General features: G+C 63.4%; 25 protein-coding genes. 14 read left to right on the top strand and 11 right to left on the bottom strand.

All coding sequences use genetic code 11. The annotated features are described in order from the left end of the window. Positions 1–194: 194 nt before the first annotated feature. Positions 195–431, bottom strand: coding sequence for a hypothetical protein (locus AC1DW2_RS34195; RefSeq protein WP_477008215.1), 237 nt, complete (start codon positions 429–431; stop codon positions 195–197). A gap of 435 nt (positions 432–866) precedes the next feature. Between AC1DW2_RS34195 and AC1DW2_RS34190 the strand changes: the two genes are divergently transcribed. Further along, positions 867–1,139 (top strand): hypothetical protein, encoded by a 273-nt coding sequence (locus AC1DW2_RS34190; protein WP_063983199.1) that lies wholly within the window; start codon positions 867–869, stop codon positions 1,137–1,139. A 188-nt stretch (positions 1,140–1,327) separates the two neighbouring features. After that, entirely contained in the window at positions 1,328–1,615 is a 288-nt protein-coding gene (locus AC1DW2_RS34185; protein WP_135213686.1) for a hypothetical protein, read from the top strand. Between the two features lie 38 nt (positions 1,616–1,653). Here the strand turns inward: AC1DW2_RS34185 and AC1DW2_RS34180 are convergent, their stop codons facing one another. Both AC1DW2_RS34180 and AC1DW2_RS34175 read right to left on the bottom strand, forming a co-directional pair. Further along, positions 1,654–1,995 carry a hypothetical protein gene (locus AC1DW2_RS34180; protein WP_477008186.1) on the bottom strand — a complete coding sequence of 114 codons (342 nt, stop codon included), beginning with the start codon at positions 1,993–1,995 and terminating at the stop codon, positions 1,654–1,656. A 1,152-nt stretch (positions 1,996–3,147) separates the two neighbouring features. Then, positions 3,148–3,816, bottom strand: a complete 669-nt coding sequence (locus AC1DW2_RS34175) for a hypothetical protein (protein ID WP_477008185.1) — start codon at positions 3,814–3,816, stop codon at positions 3,148–3,150. 271 nt (positions 3,817–4,087) lie between these two features. On the opposite strand from AC1DW2_RS34175, the gene AC1DW2_RS34170 reads away from it, so the two are divergent. After that, positions 4,088–4,258 carry a hypothetical protein gene (locus AC1DW2_RS34170; RefSeq protein WP_166096634.1) on the top strand — a complete coding sequence of 57 codons (171 nt, stop codon included), beginning with the start codon at positions 4,088–4,090 and terminating at the stop codon, positions 4,256–4,258. A gap of 102 nt (positions 4,259–4,360) precedes the next feature. Here AC1DW2_RS34170 and AC1DW2_RS34165 read toward each other — a convergent pair whose 3' ends face one another. Next, positions 4,361–4,729: a hypothetical protein gene (locus tag AC1DW2_RS34165; protein WP_477008184.1), complete on the bottom strand. Its 369-nt coding sequence runs from the start codon at positions 4,727–4,729 to the stop codon at positions 4,361–4,363. A gap of 213 nt (positions 4,730–4,942) precedes the next feature. On the opposite strand from AC1DW2_RS34165, the gene AC1DW2_RS34160 reads away from it, so the two are divergent. The 3 genes from AC1DW2_RS34160 to AC1DW2_RS34150 all read left to right on the top strand — a co-directional run bounded on the left by AC1DW2_RS34160 (position 4,943) and on the right by AC1DW2_RS34150 (position 6,471). Beyond that, the gene (locus AC1DW2_RS34160) at positions 4,943–5,113 is read left to right on the top strand and encodes a hypothetical protein (protein ID WP_477008183.1); all 171 of its coding nucleotides are present in this window, start codon (positions 4,943–4,945) and stop codon (positions 5,111–5,113) included. A 678-nt stretch (positions 5,114–5,791) separates the two neighbouring features. Next, on the top strand, positions 5,792–6,034 hold the full coding sequence (locus AC1DW2_RS34155; protein WP_477008182.1) for a hypothetical protein: 243 nt from the start codon (positions 5,792–5,794) through the stop codon (positions 6,032–6,034). Positions 6,035–6,228: 194 nt separating this feature from the next. Then, positions 6,229–6,471: a hypothetical protein gene (locus AC1DW2_RS34150; RefSeq protein ID WP_063983193.1), complete on the top strand. Its 243-nt coding sequence runs from the start codon at positions 6,229–6,231 to the stop codon at positions 6,469–6,471. Positions 6,472–6,607: 136 nt separating this feature from the next. On the opposite strand, the gene AC1DW2_RS34145 is transcribed toward AC1DW2_RS34150, so the two are convergent. From AC1DW2_RS34145 to AC1DW2_RS34135, 3 genes are all read right to left on the bottom strand, one after another. Beyond that, a complete protein-coding gene (locus AC1DW2_RS34145) occupies positions 6,608–7,000 on the bottom strand; it encodes an NUDIX hydrolase (protein ID WP_028152127.1) in 393 nt (130 codons plus the stop codon). Between the two features lie 97 nt (positions 7,001–7,097). Next, a complete protein-coding gene (locus AC1DW2_RS34140; RefSeq protein WP_085404720.1) occupies positions 7,098–8,183 on the bottom strand; it encodes an AI-2E family transporter in 1,086 nt (361 codons plus the stop codon). 190 nt (positions 8,184–8,373) lie between these two features. Continuing rightward, positions 8,374–9,093, bottom strand: a complete 720-nt coding sequence (locus AC1DW2_RS34135) for an outer membrane protein (protein WP_477008181.1) — start codon at positions 9,091–9,093, stop codon at positions 8,374–8,376. A 256-nt stretch (positions 9,094–9,349) separates the two neighbouring features. Between AC1DW2_RS34135 and AC1DW2_RS34130 the strand changes: the two genes are divergently transcribed. Together AC1DW2_RS34130 and AC1DW2_RS34125 are read left to right on the top strand one after the other, a co-directional pair. Then, entirely contained in the window at positions 9,350–9,574 is a 225-nt protein-coding gene (locus tag AC1DW2_RS34130) for a hypothetical protein (protein ID WP_166096636.1), read from the top strand. Positions 9,575–9,866: 292 nt separating this feature from the next. Further along, positions 9,867–11,912, top strand: coding sequence for an acetoacetate--CoA ligase (locus AC1DW2_RS34125; protein WP_477008180.1), 2,046 nt, complete (start codon positions 9,867–9,869; stop codon positions 11,910–11,912). A gap of 6 nt (positions 11,913–11,918) precedes the next feature. Here AC1DW2_RS34125 and AC1DW2_RS34120 read toward each other — a convergent pair whose 3' ends face one another. Further along, entirely contained in the window at positions 11,919–12,134 is a 216-nt protein-coding gene (locus AC1DW2_RS34120; protein WP_223153539.1) for a hypothetical protein, read from the bottom strand. A gap of 202 nt (positions 12,135–12,336) precedes the next feature. Here AC1DW2_RS34120 and AC1DW2_RS34115 point away from each other — a divergent pair, with 202 nt between their 5' ends. Beyond that, complete coding sequence (locus tag AC1DW2_RS34115) at positions 12,337–12,639, top strand: hypothetical protein (RefSeq protein WP_477008179.1); 303 nt, start codon at positions 12,337–12,339, stop codon at positions 12,637–12,639. A 5-nt stretch (positions 12,640–12,644) separates the two neighbouring features. On the opposite strand, the gene AC1DW2_RS34110 is transcribed toward AC1DW2_RS34115, so the two are convergent. Then, on the bottom strand, positions 12,645–12,878 hold the full coding sequence (locus tag AC1DW2_RS34110; protein ID WP_071917441.1) for a hypothetical protein: 234 nt from the start codon (positions 12,876–12,878) through the stop codon (positions 12,645–12,647). 337 nt (positions 12,879–13,215) lie between these two features. Beyond that, the gene (locus AC1DW2_RS34105; RefSeq protein ID WP_477008178.1) at positions 13,216–13,500 is read right to left on the bottom strand and encodes a hypothetical protein; all 285 of its coding nucleotides are present in this window, start codon (positions 13,498–13,500) and stop codon (positions 13,216–13,218) included. A 190-nt stretch (positions 13,501–13,690) separates the two neighbouring features. Here AC1DW2_RS34105 and AC1DW2_RS34100 point away from each other — a divergent pair, with 190 nt between their 5' ends. The 3 genes from AC1DW2_RS34100 to AC1DW2_RS34090 all read left to right on the top strand — a co-directional run bounded on the left by AC1DW2_RS34100 (position 13,691) and on the right by AC1DW2_RS34090 (position 15,321). Further along, entirely contained in the window at positions 13,691–14,278 is a 588-nt protein-coding gene (locus AC1DW2_RS34100) for a formyltransferase family protein (protein ID WP_085404716.1), read from the top strand. 208 nt (positions 14,279–14,486) lie between these two features. After that, a complete protein-coding gene (locus AC1DW2_RS34095) occupies positions 14,487–14,831 on the top strand; it encodes a hypothetical protein (protein ID WP_014495138.1) in 345 nt (114 codons plus the stop codon). Next, the gene (locus AC1DW2_RS34090) at positions 14,776–15,321 is read left to right on the top strand and encodes a hypothetical protein (RefSeq protein WP_477008177.1); all 546 of its coding nucleotides are present in this window, start codon (positions 14,776–14,778) and stop codon (positions 15,319–15,321) included. Before AC1DW2_RS34095 ends, AC1DW2_RS34090 begins: the two co-directional genes overlap by 56 nt. A 58-nt stretch (positions 15,322–15,379) precedes the next feature. On the opposite strand, the gene AC1DW2_RS34085 is transcribed toward AC1DW2_RS34090, so the two are convergent. Beyond that, complete coding sequence (locus tag AC1DW2_RS34085; RefSeq protein WP_038955466.1) at positions 15,380–15,778, bottom strand: RidA family protein; 399 nt, start codon at positions 15,776–15,778, stop codon at positions 15,380–15,382. A gap of 147 nt (positions 15,779–15,925) precedes the next feature. Between AC1DW2_RS34085 and AC1DW2_RS34080 the strand changes: the two genes are divergently transcribed. Together AC1DW2_RS34080 and AC1DW2_RS34075 are read left to right on the top strand one after the other, a co-directional pair. Then, positions 15,926–16,801, top strand: a complete 876-nt coding sequence (locus AC1DW2_RS34080; protein WP_477008176.1) for a DMT family transporter — start codon at positions 15,926–15,928, stop codon at positions 16,799–16,801. Positions 16,802–17,005: 204 nt separating this feature from the next. Continuing rightward, positions 17,006–18,306: caspase family protein (locus AC1DW2_RS34075; RefSeq protein WP_477008175.1), on the top strand; the 1,301-nt coding region annotated here is incomplete at its 3' end.

The raw sequence follows: 18,306 nt of genomic DNA, 5'->3' as shown, positions 1-18,306 counted from the left end.
CAGATCCAGGCAGATGCGCTCCATGCGCGCGAAAGAGCCCCACTAGGGCCGGCGCAACACCCCAAGCAGGTCGGCGACATCAATCACATCAAGGTCTTCGCGACGGTGGACGCCGCGGAACGATGGCTTGCGGAGAACGACCCGGAGGGCGTCGCCTTCGAATACGATGTGATCGAGTGATGTGGAGCGGATAATCAGCGCCACATCGTTGGTGGGTTCAAGGCGTCGCGACCCGCCGCTTTCAACGCGTCGGTTGAGAGGTGCCCATGTGCCGCGGCATCGAGGAGCTTCGAGGCAACGTACGCTCTGGCGCCCGTCTCGCTTACAGGAATATTTTCGCAAACTTCATCGAGCACCGCCCTGAGCAGCGCAGTCATTTCAGCATCAAACACGCCGAACTCCCGAAATTGAGAGGATACTGAACGCTGCACAAGCGGAATATATTCGCTTGGCAGCGTTCGCCGCGTATTCCGGTCTGGGCTCTGAAATCCCAGCGCCTTCCAAATTGGCACCTGTCTGTCAAAGTAATGTGACAGCTTCCTCGGCCACATCAACAGGAGTTTGCAGGGCCTGCCAAGGCCCGCCAGCGTGAACCGGCAGCCTGAAACCTTCCCAGGTTTCGTACGTAAAATCTCTATCCGAGGTTTTTGTTAGTTCCCATCTCGGGGCTGGAAATGAACACCGCCGCCGGGACAATGTATTAGAGCCCGGCGGCGTATTTGTTGGTGCCTGAACCGGCGCGCGCCTCGAGCGGCGGCTTCCACCTGAATTTGTAGGGCAGATTTTTTTCTAACCTGAGTTAGTTTTTTCTATGCCCAGCGTCGACTACCCCAATTTTTCTGCGCGTAGAGCAAGGGGTCGACCGGGTGGTTCAACAACTGGGACTGGAGGATTGGGCCTGGCAAATCGCCGCCGACGTGTATCGCTTGAATCTGTATAGCCGACTCACCGGACGAGCGGCCCCGGGAGACGCCGTTTCAGACGAACAGCTTGCCAGAGCAATCCGCGAAAGCTTCACTCAAACGAACGACGGCGCCTATCGAGAAATGGTTGAGTTAGCGACCGATGCCGCTTTATCGGCCTACGATCGTGTCGTCTCACGCAATGTCAAACAGGCGCGCGCTCAACTAGCGAATTAACGGCTCGTCGGCGGATGATGACTAGCCTGCCCCGCAAGAGAACCCCGCCGACCTTGTGAGCCGGCGGGCTTATCTCTACCGCTTCAACCGGCGGCGATGCGTCATCAGCCGTTACCGGACGCCACTCCGATGCATTGATGCCGCAATCGGCGCGATGTTATGCTAGTCGCAGAACCGGGAGTTTCTCGATGCGCAAAATCGCCGCCGCTGTCATGTTTGCCCTGATCGCACAGACCGCATTGGCTCAGGACCATGTTCCAATGTACGGCGAGTCCAAGGACAAGACGGAGGCCGAGAAGGCGGACGACATTCGGGCCGAGCGCGCCTATCAACGCTCCCTCGGCAATGTTCCCGACCAGAAGGCAGTCGATCCGTGGGGAACTGCCCGCGGCGACGAAGCGAAGAAGCCGGCCACGCCAGCCAAACCGGTAGTGAAACATTCGTCCAAGGCCAAGAGCGGCAGCCCCCCCAACTAACGAATTCTAAAGGGGGGCCGCCAGCGTGAACCGGCGGGTCAGCGCTTCGCTGCGTTGCCAGCTAATTCCATCGCGAGATCTAGGGCTGCGATTCCAATTTGGTCGGTCGGACGAGATCTGCAGCGCTGGTCCATCCAAGCAATGATCGCTGTGAAGTCACCGCCTCCGACAATTTCTCTATCGCCGCTAACATTCAGACCACTGATGAAGCCTACAACCCAGGATTCGAAAGCGCCCTTTACTACCGCATTCTTGGTTCTGTTCGTCCAAGTCGAGCACGACTGCGAACCTGCGCCGACGATGGTCGCCCCGGCATAGAGCGCGCTTATTGGCAATAGCAGAATGGCAACGACCGCCAACGCCTTCATCATCTGAACCATAGGCGAACCTACCGATCCGAGGCGCCCCTGTCAGCCCCCCGCTCGGGCGCCCCCGGCGGGCCTCGTGTTGCAGCCAGTCAAACTGAAACGATCGCAAGCTCTGCACGTACCTAATTTTTGCCATTCCATCTCGGGGCTGGAAATGAACACCGCCGCCGGGACAATGTATTAGAGCCCGGCGGCGTATTGTTGGTGCCTAGCGTGGTGTGAACCGGCGAGCCCTGGTGGTCGCGACCGCCTCAGCCGCCGTGGCGCGTCATCAGCCGCCGGCGCTTCCAGGCGCCACTGCCCGGCCTCGACACGCCTCTATCATAGAGCGACGGCCGGCGAGGCTGCCATCGAGCATCCAGCCAAAGCTTATGCCGTGGCGACGGCAATAGCCGGCCAATTCTTGTGAAGCGCAGAAGCCTGGTGCGTGCGGAGCCGGCTCCTGAGCGCGGTGGCCAAGGGCTACGAGTGTTGGTCCAAGGGTCTGCAACCTTGGGGAAAACGCACCCTAGGTCAGTCGGACTGCATTTTCCGAATCAACCAGATGTGCGCGCGTTGGCGCGTGATCTTGCCGGGGGTGTGCGTGAGCCAGTTTCTGTCCGTGCTGCTATTGCTGACGACACTAACGCTGACGGTGTGTTTCGGCGTGGCTGCCTGGCGCCAGTCGGCCGGCAGAGATGTCGATATCACCGCCACCATTTCACATCGGGAAACCGGCTGGAGGTCGGAACGGAGCAACTGAGACCTTGCGCTCGCTCTTGCGAGAGAGTTTTGAAGTCACCGTTGGCGCGCGCCAGTTCGATTGCGATGCCCCCCGGGCTTGATCTCGAAAATGCATCGGGGCGCAGCAGCCCCTGTTGCGGCCTCTAAGTCGAGCGGCCCCCTCACGGATAACGCCTCGGTGAATGAAACCATTCGCCGCATCACGCGAAGCACTCAGGAAACAATCCGGGTCCAGTGTCCTGTCACCCACGAGGGGATCTCGCGATGATTATTCTCAAGGTCTTTGCTGTTGTTCTTGGCGCTGGCATCCTTTTCACGATGTACTCGGGGGACCTGGGCGCCGACGTCGTGCTTGCCATCGTGTCCTGCCTGGCGTGACAAGAAGACCGGCCAGCGTGAGCTCGAGGGCCAGTAGCGTCAGGTGATTTGCCTGACCTGTCTTCAGCTTTCCGGCGCCGACGTAGCAGCCGGCACGCTCAGCGGCGCTCCTCCAACCGAAACCGGCCCTACGGATTTCGACTGCCGAACCATCCGCTTCCGCATCGCTGCCGACAGTCCATAGCGCGCGTTCGCTTTTCGGATCGAGGACGTGACGTCCGACATCATTGCATTCTGCAGCGAGTCGACCTTCGCGATGAGGGTGGACAGTTGCGAAGATATCTTCCTCACATCGACCCGTTCGTCCGTGATGCTCTGCCGCAGAGACAACAGCACCATTGAATCCTGCTGCAGCAGAGCTGCATTTTGCTGCAAGGCGTGGTTGCTCTCCTGTAGCGAAGCCGTGTGTTGCTGCTGGGCCGACTGAATGTCCTTCAAGGCAGCGACAACCGGATCCGCCCTTGGCGTGGAAGCTTCCCGGCGCGAAAGCAGTTCAGCCAGACTGCTGAGATTCGGCGACGGAAATTCAGCCGGCAATGTATAGATCGCCGCCGCGCCATTGATGGCCAAGGCACACACCGACAGCGCCAGGACCGATTTCCGGCTCGACCGCTTGCTCGATGCCGGAGCTTCCGGGGCTGCGGGTTCGAGTGCTGCGACTGCGAGCGCGAGCGCCGCGGGGTCGAGTTGTTCGACGAGGCCTTGCGCCTCGGATGTCGTGGTCATGTCCATTGACCTCAAATGAGCGAGCAAAAGGAAGCCGACGCCGGAACGTCCTCGCGACGGCTCCTCTACGCAGCACCCACCTACAACTGCCTAAAATTGTGGGCATTTTGGATTAATTCCACGTTAGCGACGTGGCCGCCTGGCAGGCCCAGCCGCCCCGGCCGATTACGGGGGGCGATGCGACCGAATGAGTCACGCGGCAGCCTGCTTCGAAGCACCAAAGCCGAGAGACAAGGCCCCCGAAAGGTGTAAGATTCAGGAGAACCGGAGGAACGGCATGTTTGAAATCAGCGGTTTCGACACGGCAGGCGTCGTCAGCCTCAAGCGGCTGTCACTCGCGGCCGCCCTCAAGAAGGCCAGAGAGCTTGTCGAAGACGGGTGCTGGGACGTTCAGATCGTCGATCCAACGGGACGCGTACACACCTCGTTTGAGGAGCAGGCCGCTTAGTCGTGGCGCTGGGCCGGCTCCGCGGCTAGCTCATCAAGAGCACGCTGATCAGGAGCACACTGATCCGGAGCACACCCGGCCTCGCGCCTGACGGCCCGCCTCTCAGTACCGCCGATAGTAATTCTCTGGCCGGTCCTGGAATTGTAGTGGAACCGTGCCGTTGGGGTAGCAGACACCGTCGCGGATATCGACGTCAGCGCCGTGGCCGCATGGCACCGGACGCCGGCGCATTCCATAGTAAGGCCGCGGGCCCTGATAGTACCCCTGCAGTGCCGCCTGGTCTTCGGGACGGAGATAGCCGTTGGGATAGCACATCCCATCGCGGGCGCTCTGATCCCAATGATCGCCGCACGGCGGTGGATGCCTCGGCACGCCGCGATACTGCACCTCGAGCGGGCGTTCGACAGCTGCGGCAGGCGCCGTTGCACCGTCATGAAGAGCAAGGATTGTCGCAATAGTGGTGATCAACATCGAAGCGGTCCTCCAGGGCCGCAAGATAGACAAGCCCTCTGAATGACGCCTGAACGCGACGGGAGCGCCACGACCATCAGGGTCGGCCGATGGCACGATGGCGGCCACCGCGCTGCACTGGACACTGCAGCTGCGGTTCCATGGGCCTTGCCACAAAAGCCGGGAGACAACGCCTTCGAAAGGTGTAAGATTCAGGAAAACCGGAGGAACGGCATGTTTGAAATCAACGGTTTCGACACGGCAGGCGTCGTCAGCCTCAAGCGGCTGTCACTCGCGGCCGCCCTCAAGAAGGCCAGAGAGCTCGTCGAAGACGGATGCTGGGACGTTCAGATCGTCGATCCGGCTGGGCAGGTCTACACCTCGTTTGAGGAGCAAGCCGCTTAGTCGCGCCCGCCCCTCGGCACTTTTCAGAAATCATCCGCCCGATCCGATCACGCTTCGCGAGCCGTGGCCGTGACCGCGATCGAAATGAAAACCCCAGCGCCTGGTAGGGAGCGCTGGGGCGTTTTCAAAATATCAATCGGTAAAAGCAATGAGGCCTTCATAGCACCGGTCTCGAAGCGCGAGTGTGAACTGGTTCACACGGCTCCGCCGATCTTCGCGTACCGCGTCCGGGTGTGGCTATCCGCCTCGGCCGACGTTGGACGAGGCATCATTGAGCCAGCGCGCCGTTGCTTCATCGCTCCAGCCGGGGACCGCGAAGCGCACGCGAGGATTCACTTCCGTGCCGAAACGATCAACCGGAGGATGGCGTGTCGCAGGATTGTGCGCACGAGCGTGGTGCGCGGCGTCCGCAGACGTACACAAGACGATCAGGAGGCCCAGGGCCAAAACAACACGCATCGTATCGGCTCCAATCGAGTCCGTTCCCGCTCATGTAATACGCCGACCGACCCACCGCGATCTGACGCAGCTTCACAGCTAGGAGAGCGAAGCGCGAACGCGACGCTCTTGCGATCGAGCGGACCGCCGCTCAACTCCCGCGCGCCGCACCGTTGCCAACCAATTCGTTTGGGAGCACGCTCTCTCCAGGCGCTTAAGACGCCGCACAGGGAGAACCACATGAAGGAACCGGGCCTGGACGGCCGCCATCGGGACAAGGATGGCGCGATCAGCAAGAAGCATGGCAACACGCTGGTCGGTACGTTGCGGAAGATCTACGGAAAGGCATTTGCGGCCGGTTATCCCGATGCGACGCCGCTCAGCGAGGTCTTGCATCAATTGAACGAGACCTCGCTGAGCCAGTTGCGTCGCGATCACGACACCGGGCATCTCGGGCACAAGATCGACCAAGCGTCGAAGTGAATGGACTTCACTTGGCCGATTTCGCTTGGCCGACTTCACTTACCCCACTTCACTTGGCCGACTTCGGGTCGTTGAAAAACCGACTCCGCCAACAGCCTCTCGGACGCGGGCTGCGCTATCGGTCGTCCCACCGTACTTGCCGTTTGAGCCCTCGCTACCCCCGCGCTAGCATGAGCCCTTTTACGGAGGCTCATTTGAAGCAGTTCATTATCATCATCGCCGCCATCGCGCTCGCCGTGACTGCTCCCGCCCGCGCGCAGGCGCTGGTCGATCCCAACAAGGTTGCCCCCGAATATCGCGAGGCGGCCGAGAAGCGCCGGGCCGAGCAGATGCGGCAACGCGAATGCGCACTGAAGGCGGATCTCGACAAGGTGCTGCCCAGGGATCGCACCGTCTATCTCAACCACTGCCTGGACACGCTGGCGGTCAAGCAATAGCGGCTGGCTGGGGCCGTCTCGATCAGACCACGACCGTAGGCCGACCTGACCGCACGATGATCTGTCGATTTCGGGCTCGTGTTGTGGACCAGCGGGCGATTTGTCGCACCGGCGCCGCGAAGACGCGGCCCCCTCCTCACTGGCGCCGCGGCTTGCTCGGAAACAGCCGATCGCGGATGTAGCGCGAGGTCGGCGTCAGGCGGATGCCGCGCGGCTTCTGCCAGGCGGCCCGGTCGATCTCCTTCTTGTCGCCGATCTCGAGCCTGCCCTTGGCACCCTTGGCGATGAAGATCGCGTCGCTCATCTTGCGACCGGAGCGCTTATTCCTGGCCGTCACTTCCTTCCACAGGCTGATCCGGCCGAGCTTCAGCTTGGGCAGCTCCTCCTTGATCTCCCGCCGCAGGCAGTCCTTGTCGGACTCGCGCGAACGCTTGCGGCCGCCCGGGAACATCCACAGGCCGTCCGACCGCCGTCTGACCAACAATACCTTGCCGCGTTTTGCGGCAACCAGCTTGGAAGACTTCGCCATTACTGCCGTAGATCGAAAACAGAATCGCCCCATCGTAACTTGTCTAGTTGAATAGACAAGTTCGCGGGGCGCTTTGACCACAGCCCGTGCGAGCAGCTCAGCTTTCGCTCGCCGCCGCCCGGTCCTCGGTCCTGATCCAGGCCATCATCAACTCCCAGGCCACCGACAGGATGATCGGCCCGATGAACAGGCCGACGATCCCGTGGGCGAGCGTGCCGCCGATCACGCCGACGAAGATCACGATGGTCGGCGTGGTGAGGCCGCGCCCCATCACCAGCGGCTTCAACATGGTGTCGATGAAGCCGACGAGGACGAGAAACACGGTGAGCAGCAGCGCCGTGGTGACGTCCTTGGCGGTCCAGATCCAGATGATCACCGGCAGGATCACCAGGAACGCGCCGATCTGCACGATCGACAGCAATAGCACGATGAAGGCGAGCAGGCCGGCGCTCGGCACGGCTGCCATCTTGAAGCCGATGCCGGCGAGCAGCGCCTGCACGATGGCGACGCCGATCACGCCTTGCGCCACGGCGCGGATGGTGGCGCCCCCAAGCTCGAGAAAATGCTCGCTCTGCTCGGGCACGATGCGAAACAGGAAGCCGCGCCCGGCCGCAACCAGCCGCGGCCCGTGCGGAAACAGGAAACCGGCGACGAACACCGAGACCAGAAACTGGAGCGTGCCGAGGCTCGCATCGCCCGCAAGCGACAACAAGGGTCCCGCCAGCGGCTGGAGATAGGGCGCGACCTCGCGCAGCACCGCACGGATGTTGTTGTAGGCCTGATCCCAGAGATCAAAGAGCCAAGGGCCGACCACCGGCCACGACTTGAGCTGCTCCGGCGCCGACTGCAGCGCGAGGTCGCCGGTGCCGAGTTGCTTCGCCAGTTCGCGCGCACCGTCCACCGCGCTGAGGCCGAGCCAGGTCGCCGGGCCAATGACGATGCCGAGCGTGATCAGGGTGAGGATCGCGGCCGCAGTCTTCGGGCGGCCGCCGAGGATCTTGGCGACCCAGCTGAAGGCCGGATAGAACGCGACCGCGAGCACGGCGCTCCAGGCCAGGATCGGCACGAACGGGCGGATGATCAGGAAGGTCCAGATGATCAGCAGGCCAAGCAGGCCGACCCGGATCAGGAGCTGGATGATGTCCTCTCCCGTCAGGAGCTGACGGAGACTTTTCACGGGCACGCCTTTCCTTGCGGCATTGACGCGGGTTCCGGCACTTGCGCGGCAAAGCGTTATTGCCAGCCGCGCATCCGGCGTCAAGACGAGCGGGCCCGCGACGGCGCAAGGGATCGGACCGCTGCGCCGCCCGGCGCGGCACTAGCTGTCGCCGAACGGGTTGGTCCAGTCGGCCGAGCGGTGGCGCTCCCTCCGCTCAGAAGTGGTAGTTCACGCCCACCGTGCCGGTCTGGATGTTCAGCTTCACATTGGCTGGAGTCGCCACCAGATTGCCTGTCGTCACCGGCTGCTCGGTGATCGTGCCGAAGCCCATATAGTTGTACTCGGCCCGCACCGACCAGTTCGGCACGAACATCCACTCGATGCCGCCGCCGGCAAGCCAGCCGGTGCGATTGAAGCTGCCCGAGGCGGAACCGGCGAGCGGGCCGGCAAGGCCGTTGTTGACGCTATACTTGTCGCGGGTGAAGGCCGCGCCACCCTTGGCGTAGAGCAGCACGCGGTCGAAGGCGACGCCGAAACGGCCGGCGACCGTGGCGATGTAGTCGTTCTTCAGCGACAGGTTGAAGCCGGCACCGCCACCGAACGGGCCGCCGGCATTGAGTGTGACGCTGGACCAGGCGCCGGTGCCTTCGAGGCCGATCACGAAATTGCTGATCTGGTAGTTGCCGCCGATCTGGCCCCCGACGATGCCGCCGCTGGCCGTGACCGAGCTCCAGGTCGCGGTCGGATCGGTCGGGTCGATGCCGGTCCATTTGCTCCAGGCGCCGCCGCCATGCGCGCCGATGTAGAAGCCGGTCCAGCTGAAGATCTGGGCCGCCACCGGCGCTTTGACCGGCGCGGCCGCAATGATGTCAGCTGCAAATGCCGGCGTTGCCAATGACAGCAGCGCAGACGCCAAAACCAGTTTCTTCCGCATGATCTCACCCCCAAATTGTCCGCCCTCCGACCGAGGCGACGATGAAATCTAGCTGCGGGATCACGCGCGCGCTTGGACCAATCGGCRACGCGATTTGGACTGACGGGCGCTCGTCAGACCCGGGAAGCTCCTGCAACGCCGCGACCGGAGCCCGGTTTGGCTAACGGCGATTAACCGGATTTCCCGAGGTCAGTTTACGCCGATGCAAATCCCCGCACCTACGCTTCTCGCCAACATTCAAAAACACTGATGTGCAATGGCCAACAGCATCTGGACGACCGAAGAATTCACCTGCGCGGGTTGCAGCATGAACTACACCGCGACACGGGAAGAGCACAGCGAAGCCCACACCGGCAGCTTCAAATGCAGCATCTGCAGCGGCGTGGTGCACACCTGGTCCGGCAAGCATCACTTCTTCGGCTGGCAAGCGGTGAAGACAAAACCGCCGGTGTTCGGAAGGCGGTGGGCGGGCGTGCAGTGACAGGCGCCAGCGATGGTCTCGGTACCGTAGCCCAATTGTGGCGACGGCGCGCCTCCACGCCGTCATTGCGAGCGTAGCGAAACAATCCAGAGGCTTTCCGCGGCAACGGTCTGGATTGCTTCGCGACGCTCGCGATGACGAATCCATTGAAGTAAACGTGTTGCGCCACTCCAACGTGCTGCTGGTGCTCGCAGACCCACTACTGCCGTCATCGCAGTCTGCGCGAACTATGGCTTCTGCTACTCTGCGGCGCAGGATAGACTTTCCGCCCCGCAATAGAAGCTGACACGCAATGACCGCACCTTTCGTTCCCCAGATCGCCCTCTACCGCAACTGGCTCGCCGAGCAGCGTGGCCTCTCCTTCGCGAATTACGAGGAGATGCGGCAGTGGTCGGTGCGCGATCTCGACGGCTTCTGGCGCAGCATCTGGGACTATTACGATCTGCAATCGCCGACGCCGTTTGCGGCCGTGATCACCGAGCGCAAGATGCCGGGCGCGGTGTGGTTTCCCGGCGCGCAGGTCAACTATGCGCGGCAGGTGTTCCGGCATGTCGAGGCCGCCGACGCCGCCGGCCTGCCCGCGATCGTCAGTAGCGGCGAGGACGGCAAGCTCAACGAAACGAGCTGGCCGGAGCTGCGGCGCAAGGCGGCGGCGCTCGCGCTGCATCTGAAGGAGAAGGGCATCAAGCCCGGTGACCGGATCGCGGCCTACCTGCCCAACATCCCCGAAACCATCATCGCGTTTCTGGCGAGCGCCAGCACCGGCGCGGTCTGGAGCGTCTGTGCGCCCGATATGGCTGCGCCCGCCGTGATCGACCGCTTCAAGCAGATCGAGCCGAAGGTGCTGATCGCCTGCGATGCCGTGACCTATGCCGGCCGCCGGCATGATCGCAAAGACGTCGTCGCGGAGCTGCGGCGATCGCTGCCGACCGTCGAGCACGTCATCCTGCACAGCGAGGCCGCGCCCGCAGCACCGGACGCCCAGCTCGCGGACATCGTCGCAAGGACAGGCGCCGCGATCGACGCGTTCGAGCCGGCCTGGCTGCCGTTCGATCATCCGCTCTGGATCGTCTATTCCAGCGGCACCACCGGCCTGCCGAAACCGATCGTGCACGGCCATGGCGGGATCGTCATCGTGGTGCTGGCGCTGCTGGGCCTGCACAACGACCTCGGTTGCTCCTACCACGAGAACTCGTTCGGCGAGCGCTATCACTGGTACTCTTCGACCGGCTGGATCATGTGGAATTCGCAGGTCGGCGGCCTGCTCAGCGGCACCACCTGCTGCATCTTCGACGGCAGCCCGGGCGGCACCAAGGACAAGCCGGACTGGACCACGCTGTGGCGGTTCGTGGCACAGTCGAAAGCGACCTTCTTCGGCGCCGGCGCGGCGTTCTTCGCCAACTGCGCCAAGGCCGAGATCGATCTCACTGCGGCCGGCGATCTGTCGCGGCTGCGCTGCCTCGGCTCGACCGGCTCGCCGCTCAGCGCCGATACGCAAGCCTGGTTCAACGATCGCTTCGCGGCGTTGTCGAAAATCAACGGCAGCAAGGCGCAGGCCGACATCTGGTGGGCGAACATCTCCGGCGGCACCGATTTTGCCGGCGCCTTCATCGGCGGCAACCGCGAACTGCCGCAGACGCCGGGCGCGATGCAGTGCCGCCTGCTCGGCGCGGCGGTCGAAGCCTTCAGCGAGCAGGGCCGCGCCGTCATCGACGAGGTCGGCGAGCTCGTCTGTACCGAGCCGATGCCCTCGATGCCGCTCCGTTTCTGGAACGACAGGGGCGATGCGCGCTATCGCGCCAGCTATTTCGAGACCTATCCGGACAATTTCGACGGCAGCGGCCGCGGGCCGGTGTGGCGGCACGGCGACTGGCTCAAGGTCAATCCGGACGGCTCCTGCATTATCTATGGCCGCAGCGATGCGACCATCAACCGGCACGGCCTGCGCATGGGCACGAGTGAGCTCTATTCCGCGATCGAAGCGCTGCCGGAGGTGCTGGATAGCCTCGTCGTCGACCTCGAATATCTCGGCCGCGACAGCTACATGCCGCTGTTCGTGGTGCTGCGCGAGGGCACAGCCTTTGACGCTGCGATGCAGGCCAGGATCAACAAGGCGATCGAGGCCGGCCTGTCCCGGCGATTCCTGCCGAACGAGATCTTTGCCGTCGCCGAGATCCCGCGCACGCTCTCGGGCAAGAAGCAGGAGCTGCCGATCAAGAAGCTGCTGCTGGGCCACCCCGTCGAAAAGGTCATCAACAAGGAGGCGATGGCCAATCCCGCCTGCCTCGACTGGTATCTCTCCTTCGCCCGCGATTATCTCGCCCGAACCGCATCGTAGCTTCGATCAACCGCCGCCGAAATTGGAGGGATCGAGATTCCTGTTCTCCGACGGCGGGATCGGCGGCCACCCGGGAAATTTGTACCAGCCGGGCGGGACCGGCGCGTCCTCGGGCAGTTGGACGGCGACGTGATGGCGCGGGCGGGCATGATGCGCCGGCGCGGCAGCCGCCGACGCGCATGTTGCAATCAGGAGGACCAAAGCCAGGACAGACCGCATCATACGTGCTCCAGACGTCCACCCAGGCACTATGTGGTGCGGGAACCACGCTGGGACGACGCATCGCACCGTCACGATGTCTCACATCGGCGGCATCGCTGCTGCCGCGAGACGCCGGAGATCAACCAATTGCGCCAATGGCGTTTGGATTCCGTTCACCGATCGCCGCTAGATCAGGATGGATCCTCCGCGACGAACAGCAGCTATGGCCGATCTCAACGCAGTCCTCTCCAGGCTCAACGACCGCCTGCTCCGCCTCGAAGGCGAGCTGTTCGTGCTGCGCTCGCTGGCGCGCGCGACGCTGACGGCGGGCGACGACCATGCGGCGCGCATGCGCAAGCTGGTCGAGGCCGCAAAGGTCGCGCTCGACGACGAGGCCAAACGTGAACTCGACAAACCGACGCGCAAATATGTCGATGCGGCAGCCGCGCTGGTGGAGGAACTTCTGGTCGAGCCCACCCAGGCACGGCCGCTGTTCACCGTCATCGACGGCGGCCGGCGCGACTGAGCGCGTCAGATCGGACGTATCCCACGGGGATCCGGAGACTGAGCCTTCAGCCGGCTGAGCCCCTCCTCGATGATCGCGATCTCCTCGTCGATCTTGCCGATCGGCAGGCTGAAATCATAGCCGGACCTGCTCTTCAGATCGACCGCGAGCCGCTGCCTGTGCATCATCAGCTCGTCGAGCCCACGGCGGTTCTTCAGCCGCACATAGGCGTCCACGATCTGCTCAATTGCGCTCGGCATGAAATCGGTCCCGGCAAAAAAGCCCACGCGGCGCGCCCGCGCCGGCGGGACATTTTTGGTGTCGCGGTACGCAATACAAATCCGCGACGGATTCGTCGATACGACAGGCAGGTTGAGAACGCGTTACCGTTTGATGATTTCGTGATGGCGCCGGCATGAAAAGCCGCTGGCGATCACTCGCCAGCGGCCAAAGCCGGGTTCGAAAACGGATTCGGAATCAAATTTGGCCAGCCCCGGTTGGTGCATTCTAGCGGCACACGGGGGCTGCTTATGTTAGAAATGAAACAGAGGAACCGGCGGATACATCATTTGCTGTCGATGTGGCCGTCCGGCAACGCTAATCCGTGACGCAAAAATACTTGCGCGGCAGCCTGCGGTAGGCGCTGTAGCGGTAGTACGGCCTGTAGGCGTAGCCGCGATAGAGTGCGGGCGGCTCCTCGCCGTAATAGGCGCCGTGGTAGAAATTATAGACCGGCCCTTCGGCGCAACGATAGGCATCCCACGTCGGACCGATGAACGGCGCCACCCCGACCTCGGGCGGGACCGCCGGATACGGCCCGCCGGCGCGCGCTGGCGTGGCTACGCTCAGTCCCGCGAGAAGGAAAAACCACGCGCTTCGCATGCGCTCGCTCCTGATACGGTGCCATACGCGCATGGAAGCACCGGAACGGCCGGCTGCGCAATCGCGGAGCCCGTCGCGCCCCCGCGCCCGGTGCATTGTTGATAACCGGCACAAACCGCCCGCGGCTGGTGACAGGACGCACCGACGTGTTATCGGGGGATGACGCAGTTGCGAGACGGATCGGACACCCATGCGCATTACCCTCGTCGGCTCCCGCCATTTCGGCGTGACCACCCTGAACATGCTCCGGGAGCACGGCGTCCCGATCGTGCGGGTCGTCGTGGCCGACGCCGAGGATCGCCTCGCGGCGAGCGCCAAGGCGGCTGGCATCGAGGTGACGGTCCAGGCCAATCCGAAGCTGGTGGTCGCCTCCGAAATCGGCCCCGACACCGACCTGATCATCACCGCCCACAGCCACGCCCGGATCGGCAAGGACGCCCTGGCCGCCGCGAAGTACGGCGGGATCGGCTATCATCCCTCGCTGCTGCCGCGTCATCGGGGCAAAGCCGCTGTGGAATGGACCATCAAGGAAGGCGATCCGATCGCCGGCGGCACGATCTATCATCTTGCCGACCGCATGGACGCCGGCGCCATCGCCGCCCAGGACTGGTGCTTCGTCAAGAAGGGCGAGACGGCTCGCGAACTCTGGGAGCGCGCGCTCGCTCCGCTCGGCCTCAAGCTGCTGGCCGACGTGATCGACTACGTCAAGGTCCACAAGGCGCTGCCCTCCAAGGTTCAGGACGAGCAGTTCGCGACCTTGGCGCCAAGTCTTTCCTGAGTCCCTTCGTGAGTCGTTCCCTGAGTCCTCTCCTGACGTTTACCCTTAACGTGAAGGCGCGTTGATTCTGCTTCGAAAATTGGAGCCGGAAACACAAATAAACCATTGTTTCCACAGGAACAATTTTCGCTTTGGCAATGCAACAAATTTCCGTCACATTTAGGCCGAATAAGCGTCAGCATATCAGACAGATTCAAGGACGGAATTCATGCGTTTTGGTCGCATTACGGCATTCTGTGCCGCTTCAGTTATCACCCTCGCCGCTCCCGCTTTCGCCCAGACCCCCTATGACGGCAACTGGCATGTCACCATCGTGACCAAGAGCGGCACCTGCGAGCCGACCGCGAGCTCCATGCTGACGGTTGCCGACGGCAAGATCACCGCGCCCGGCGCTAACGTTTCCGGCACCATCGGCAGCGGGGGACTTGTGAAAGTTTCGATCAATGGTGCATATGCCAACGGTCAACTCAGCGGCAACGCCGGATCGGGGAAGTGGAATGGAGCATCTGCAGGCATACCGTGCAGCGGGCGGTGGGAAGCATCGCGCCAGTAAGAAATTCGGGATCAGCGTCGTAAGCCGGCGGCTGCTGATCGCGGCCGCCGTTTTGTTTGCGGCGGGGATCGCCAACTCTGAGAGCAAGGCCCAGTCCGGCCCGTTCGCCCCGCTGGCGGGGAGCTGGAGCGGTGCCGGCACCGTCACGCTGGATGACGGCTCGACCGAGCGGATCCGCTGCCGGGCCAGATACGCCCCGATCGGACCGACGATGGAGATGTCGCTGACCTGCGCCAGCGACGCCTACAAGTTCAATCTCGGCGCCAACGTCAGGGCTGAAGGCGGCGCCATCGCCGGCAGCTGGTCCGAAGCCAGCCGCAACATCAGCGGCTCCCTCCAGGGCCGCGGCGCTGGCGGCAACTACGAGCTGGTCGCCTCGACCGCCGGCTTCAACGCCAACATCACGCTGAAGACGTCCGGCAACAAGCAGAGCGTCACGATGCGCGCGGACAGCCAGTTCCGCGGCGCCAACATCTCGCTGTCGCGCTAAGGCGGACCGCGTTCAAGCCAAAAGCCCCGGCGATTCCGCCGGGGCTTTTTTATGCGTTTTATGCGTTCGGCACGAACGCCGTGACCTCGATTTCGACCTTGGCCCGCTCGTCCACGAGACCGCCGATGTAGAGCAGCGTCGAGGGCGGAAAATTGCGCCCCAGCGTTTCCTTCCAGGCCGCGCCGATGCCGGCGCCCGCGGCCTCATATTCGCTGCGGCTGGTCAGGTACCAGGTCAGGCGGACGATGTGCTCCGGACCGGCTCCGGCCTCGCCCAGCAGCTTGATGATCCGCTTCAGCGCGGTTGCGACCTGCGCCGCCATGTCAGGCGCGTAATTGCCGGTCTCGTCGCCGCCGGTCTGCCCGGCCAGCACCACCCAGCGGCCCGGCCCTTCGGCCACCACGCCGTGAGAAAAGCCCCGCGGTTTCTTCCATTCAGCCGGCTGCAAGATTTGCATGAGCGAAGATCTCCCTTTTCTTGTTGTTCAATGATGCCTTAGCACGCCGCCCTGCATCGCTGCATCCGCAGTTTTGGCCGTTGCAAACGCCGGCGATGTCGCCGATACCGGCCCTCCCCTCAGGCTCGATCGCCCGCACCAGCAACGATGACCGCGACACCGTCCAAAACGATGGCTGCACTGTGGATGGCCGGCTGGCTGGCGCTGATGCTGGTCATGGCGGTTGCCGGCCGCGAGACTACGCGCGAGCTGAACGTCTTCCAGATCATGGAAGTGCGCTCGCTGATCGGGTTCACGCTGCTGCTGCCGATCATCTACCGGGCCGGCGGCTTCAAGGCGGTCGCGACCAAGCGCCTGCCCCAGCACCTCGCGCGCAACGGGGTCCATTATTTCGCGCAGCTCGGCTGGTTCTACGCACTGACGCTGATCGGAATCGGCCAGGTCGTCGCGATCGAATTCACCATGCCGATCTGGACCGCGCTGCTGGCCGCAACGTTTCTGTCCGAGCGCATGACCGTCTGGAAGATCGCCGCCATCGCGCTCGGCATCGTCGGCGTCGTCATGATCGTGCGGCCCGCCACCGGCGAGATCAATCCGGGACAGCTGATCGCGCTCGGGGCCGCGATCGGCTTCAGCATTTCCATGATCTTGGCGAAATCGCTGACCCGAACCGAGAGCGCATTGTCCATCCTGTTCTGGATKATCGTCGTGCAGATGGTCGTGGGCCTGCTGCCGACGCTCTACGTCTGGACCTGGCCGTCAACCACTCTCTGGGGGTGGCTCTTCGTCATCGGGGTCTGCGGCACATTCTCGCACTATTGCCTCGCCAGCGCGCTCCGCTACGCGGATGCAACCATCGTGGTGCCGATGGACTTCTTGCGGGTGCCGCTCACCGCGACTGTCGGCTGGCTGCTGTATTCGGAGCGGCTCGACGCCTGGACCGTGCTCGGCGCGACGCTGATCCTGTGCGGCAATCTCCTGAACCTGAAGCCGACCGCCCCAGTTCCCGCCCGCGCGCAGTGAACCTCGCGCTGTCTCGCGCGACAAAAACGAAGTGGCCGTGTGATCTGGATCACGTTGGAGGGTCATTCCATCGTGCACATTCGGCCACACAGCAGCGGGTTGAATACGACGTACTGCCGTTTTGGTGGCGCGAAGTCGGGCACTTCGTGTAGGTTCGTTGCCAATTTGTTGCTGCCTGCAATTCGATTCTGTTGGGGATTTCAGATGCGCACTCTCACCCTGCTCGTTTCGCTGATGTGCATGGCACTGTCGGTCAGTGCCGCGAAGGCCGACCGCCGTGTCGCTTTCGTCGTCGGCAACGGCTCCTACAAGAACGTCGCACAATTGCCGAACCCGCCGATCGACGCCAAGGCGATGGCGGCGACCCTGCGCAATGTCGGCTTCGAGGTGATCGAAGGATCCAACCTCACCCGCGACCAGATGACGGAGAAGCTCCTGGACTTCGGCCGCAAGGCGCAAGGCTCCGATGTCGCAGTGTTCTATTACGCCGGCCACGGCATCGCGGTCAGCGGCAGCAACTACCTTCTGCCTGTCGACGCCGACATCAAGTCGGAGATGGACGTCAAGCTCGGCGCAGCCATCAACATCGACCTGACGCTCGAGCAGACCATGGGCGACGCCAAGGTCAAGCTCGTCTTCCTCGACGCCTGCCGCGACAATCCGTTCGCCGCCAAGATCAAGTCGAACTCGGCAACGCGCAGCGTCAACGTGCAGAGTGGTCTTGCCGAGATGAAGTCGGGCGAAGGCACGCTGATCGCGTTCGCCACCGGCCCGGGCCAGACCGCGCTCGACGGCCAGGAGGGCAACAACAGCCCGTTCACACGCGCACTGATCGACAACATCACCAAGCCCGGCGTCGAGATCCAGCAGGCGATGACGTCGGTGCGCGCCCAGGTCAACGAAGAGACCCGTAAGGGCCAGCTCCCTTGGGGCCACACCAACCTGATCGGCGCGGTCTATCTCAACCCGTCGCAGCAGACGCAGGTTGCCAACGCAGCCCCGACCGCTTCCGGAATCGTGCCGGGGGCAGCGAGCAGCTCCGACGGAGTCGAGCTCGAGTACTGGCGCTCGGTCAAGGAATCCAACAAGCCGGAAGAGCTCAACGCCTATCTCTCGGCCTATCCGAACGGCCAGTTCAAGGCGCTGGCGCTGGCGCGGCTTGCGGCGATCAAGAGCGGCCCGTCCACGGCGACCCGCAATCTGAACTCCGGGATCGATCCCGCCACCTTCACCGACGACTCCACCCAGCTCACCGAGGACCAGATCGGCCTCGACAAGGGCCAGCGCCGCGACGTGCAGCGCCGCCTGACCGGGCTCGGCTTCGACACCAAGGTCACCGGTGCCTTCACCGACGAGACCCGCGCGGTGCTGAAGCGCTGGCAGGCCGCCCGCGGTTATCCGTCGACCGGCTACCTCAACAAGCTCCAGCACAAGGCCCTGCTGTCCGAGATCGTGGCGGCCGCACCGGCCACCGCGAGCGACGACAGCGCGAAGCCGGCCCGGCG

The sequence above is a fragment of the Bradyrhizobium sp. P3_C3 genome, assembly GCF_056402655.1.
Note: the sequence above shows the minus strand (reverse complement) of the source record. Positions and strands in the feature narration are given on the sequence as shown.

Bases quoted from the DNA above. Each gene is read 5' to 3' on its own strand.
- AC1DW2_RS34165 (WP_477008184.1), bottom strand. From the start codon at position 4,729: ATGTTGATCACCACTATTGCGACAATCCTTGCTCTTCATGACGGTGCA.
- AC1DW2_RS34180 (WP_477008186.1), bottom strand. From the start codon at position 1,995: ATGGTTCAGATGATGAAGGCGTTGGCGGTCGTTGCCATTCTGCTATTG.
- AC1DW2_RS34135 (WP_477008181.1), bottom strand. From the start codon at position 9,093: ATGCGGAAGAAACTGGTTTTGGCGTCTGCGCTGCTGTCATTGGCAACG.
- AC1DW2_RS34115 (WP_477008179.1), top strand. From the start codon at position 12,337: ATGGCCGATCTCAACGCAGTCCTCTCCAGGCTCAACGACCGCCTGCTC.
- AC1DW2_RS34085 (WP_038955466.1), bottom strand. From the start codon at position 15,778: ATGCAAATCTTGCAGCCGGCTGAATGGAAGAAACCGCGGGGCTTTTCT.
- AC1DW2_RS34160 (WP_477008183.1), top strand. From the start codon at position 4,943: ATGTTTGAAATCAACGGTTTCGACACGGCAGGCGTCGTCAGCCTCAAG.
- AC1DW2_RS34120 (WP_223153539.1), bottom strand. From the start codon at position 12,134: ATGATGCGGTCTGTCCTGGCTTTGGTCCTCCTGATTGCAACATGCGCG.
- AC1DW2_RS34100 (WP_085404716.1), top strand. From the start codon at position 13,691: ATGCGCATTACCCTCGTCGGCTCCCGCCATTTCGGCGTGACCACCCTG.
- AC1DW2_RS34110 (WP_071917441.1), bottom strand. From the start codon at position 12,878: ATGCCGAGCGCAATTGAGCAGATCGTGGACGCCTATGTGCGGCTGAAG.
- AC1DW2_RS34105 (WP_477008178.1), bottom strand. From the start codon at position 13,500: ATGCGAAGCGCGTGGTTTTTCCTTCTCGCGGGACTGAGCGTAGCCACG.
- AC1DW2_RS34090 (WP_477008177.1), top strand. From the start codon at position 14,776: ATGGAGCATCTGCAGGCATACCGTGCAGCGGGCGGTGGGAAGCATCGC.
- AC1DW2_RS34170 (WP_166096634.1), top strand. From the start codon at position 4,088: ATGTTTGAAATCAGCGGTTTCGACACGGCAGGCGTCGTCAGCCTCAAG.
- AC1DW2_RS34125 (WP_477008180.1), top strand. From the start codon at position 9,867: ATGACCGCACCTTTCGTTCCCCAGATCGCCCTCTACCGCAACTGGCTC.
- AC1DW2_RS34185 (WP_135213686.1), top strand. From the start codon at position 1,328: ATGCGCAAAATCGCCGCCGCTGTCATGTTTGCCCTGATCGCACAGACC.
- AC1DW2_RS34130 (WP_166096636.1), top strand. From the start codon at position 9,350: ATGGCCAACAGCATCTGGACGACCGAAGAATTCACCTGCGCGGGTTGC.
- AC1DW2_RS34095 (WP_014495138.1), top strand. From the start codon at position 14,487: ATGCGTTTTGGTCGCATTACGGCATTCTGTGCCGCTTCAGTTATCACC.
- AC1DW2_RS34155 (WP_477008182.1), top strand. From the start codon at position 5,792: ATGAAGGAACCGGGCCTGGACGGCCGCCATCGGGACAAGGATGGCGCG.
- AC1DW2_RS34175 (WP_477008185.1), bottom strand. From the start codon at position 3,816: ATGGACATGACCACGACATCCGAGGCGCAAGGCCTCGTCGAACAACTC.
- AC1DW2_RS34145 (WP_028152127.1), bottom strand. From the start codon at position 7,000: ATGGCGAAGTCTTCCAAGCTGGTTGCCGCAAAACGCGGCAAGGTATTG.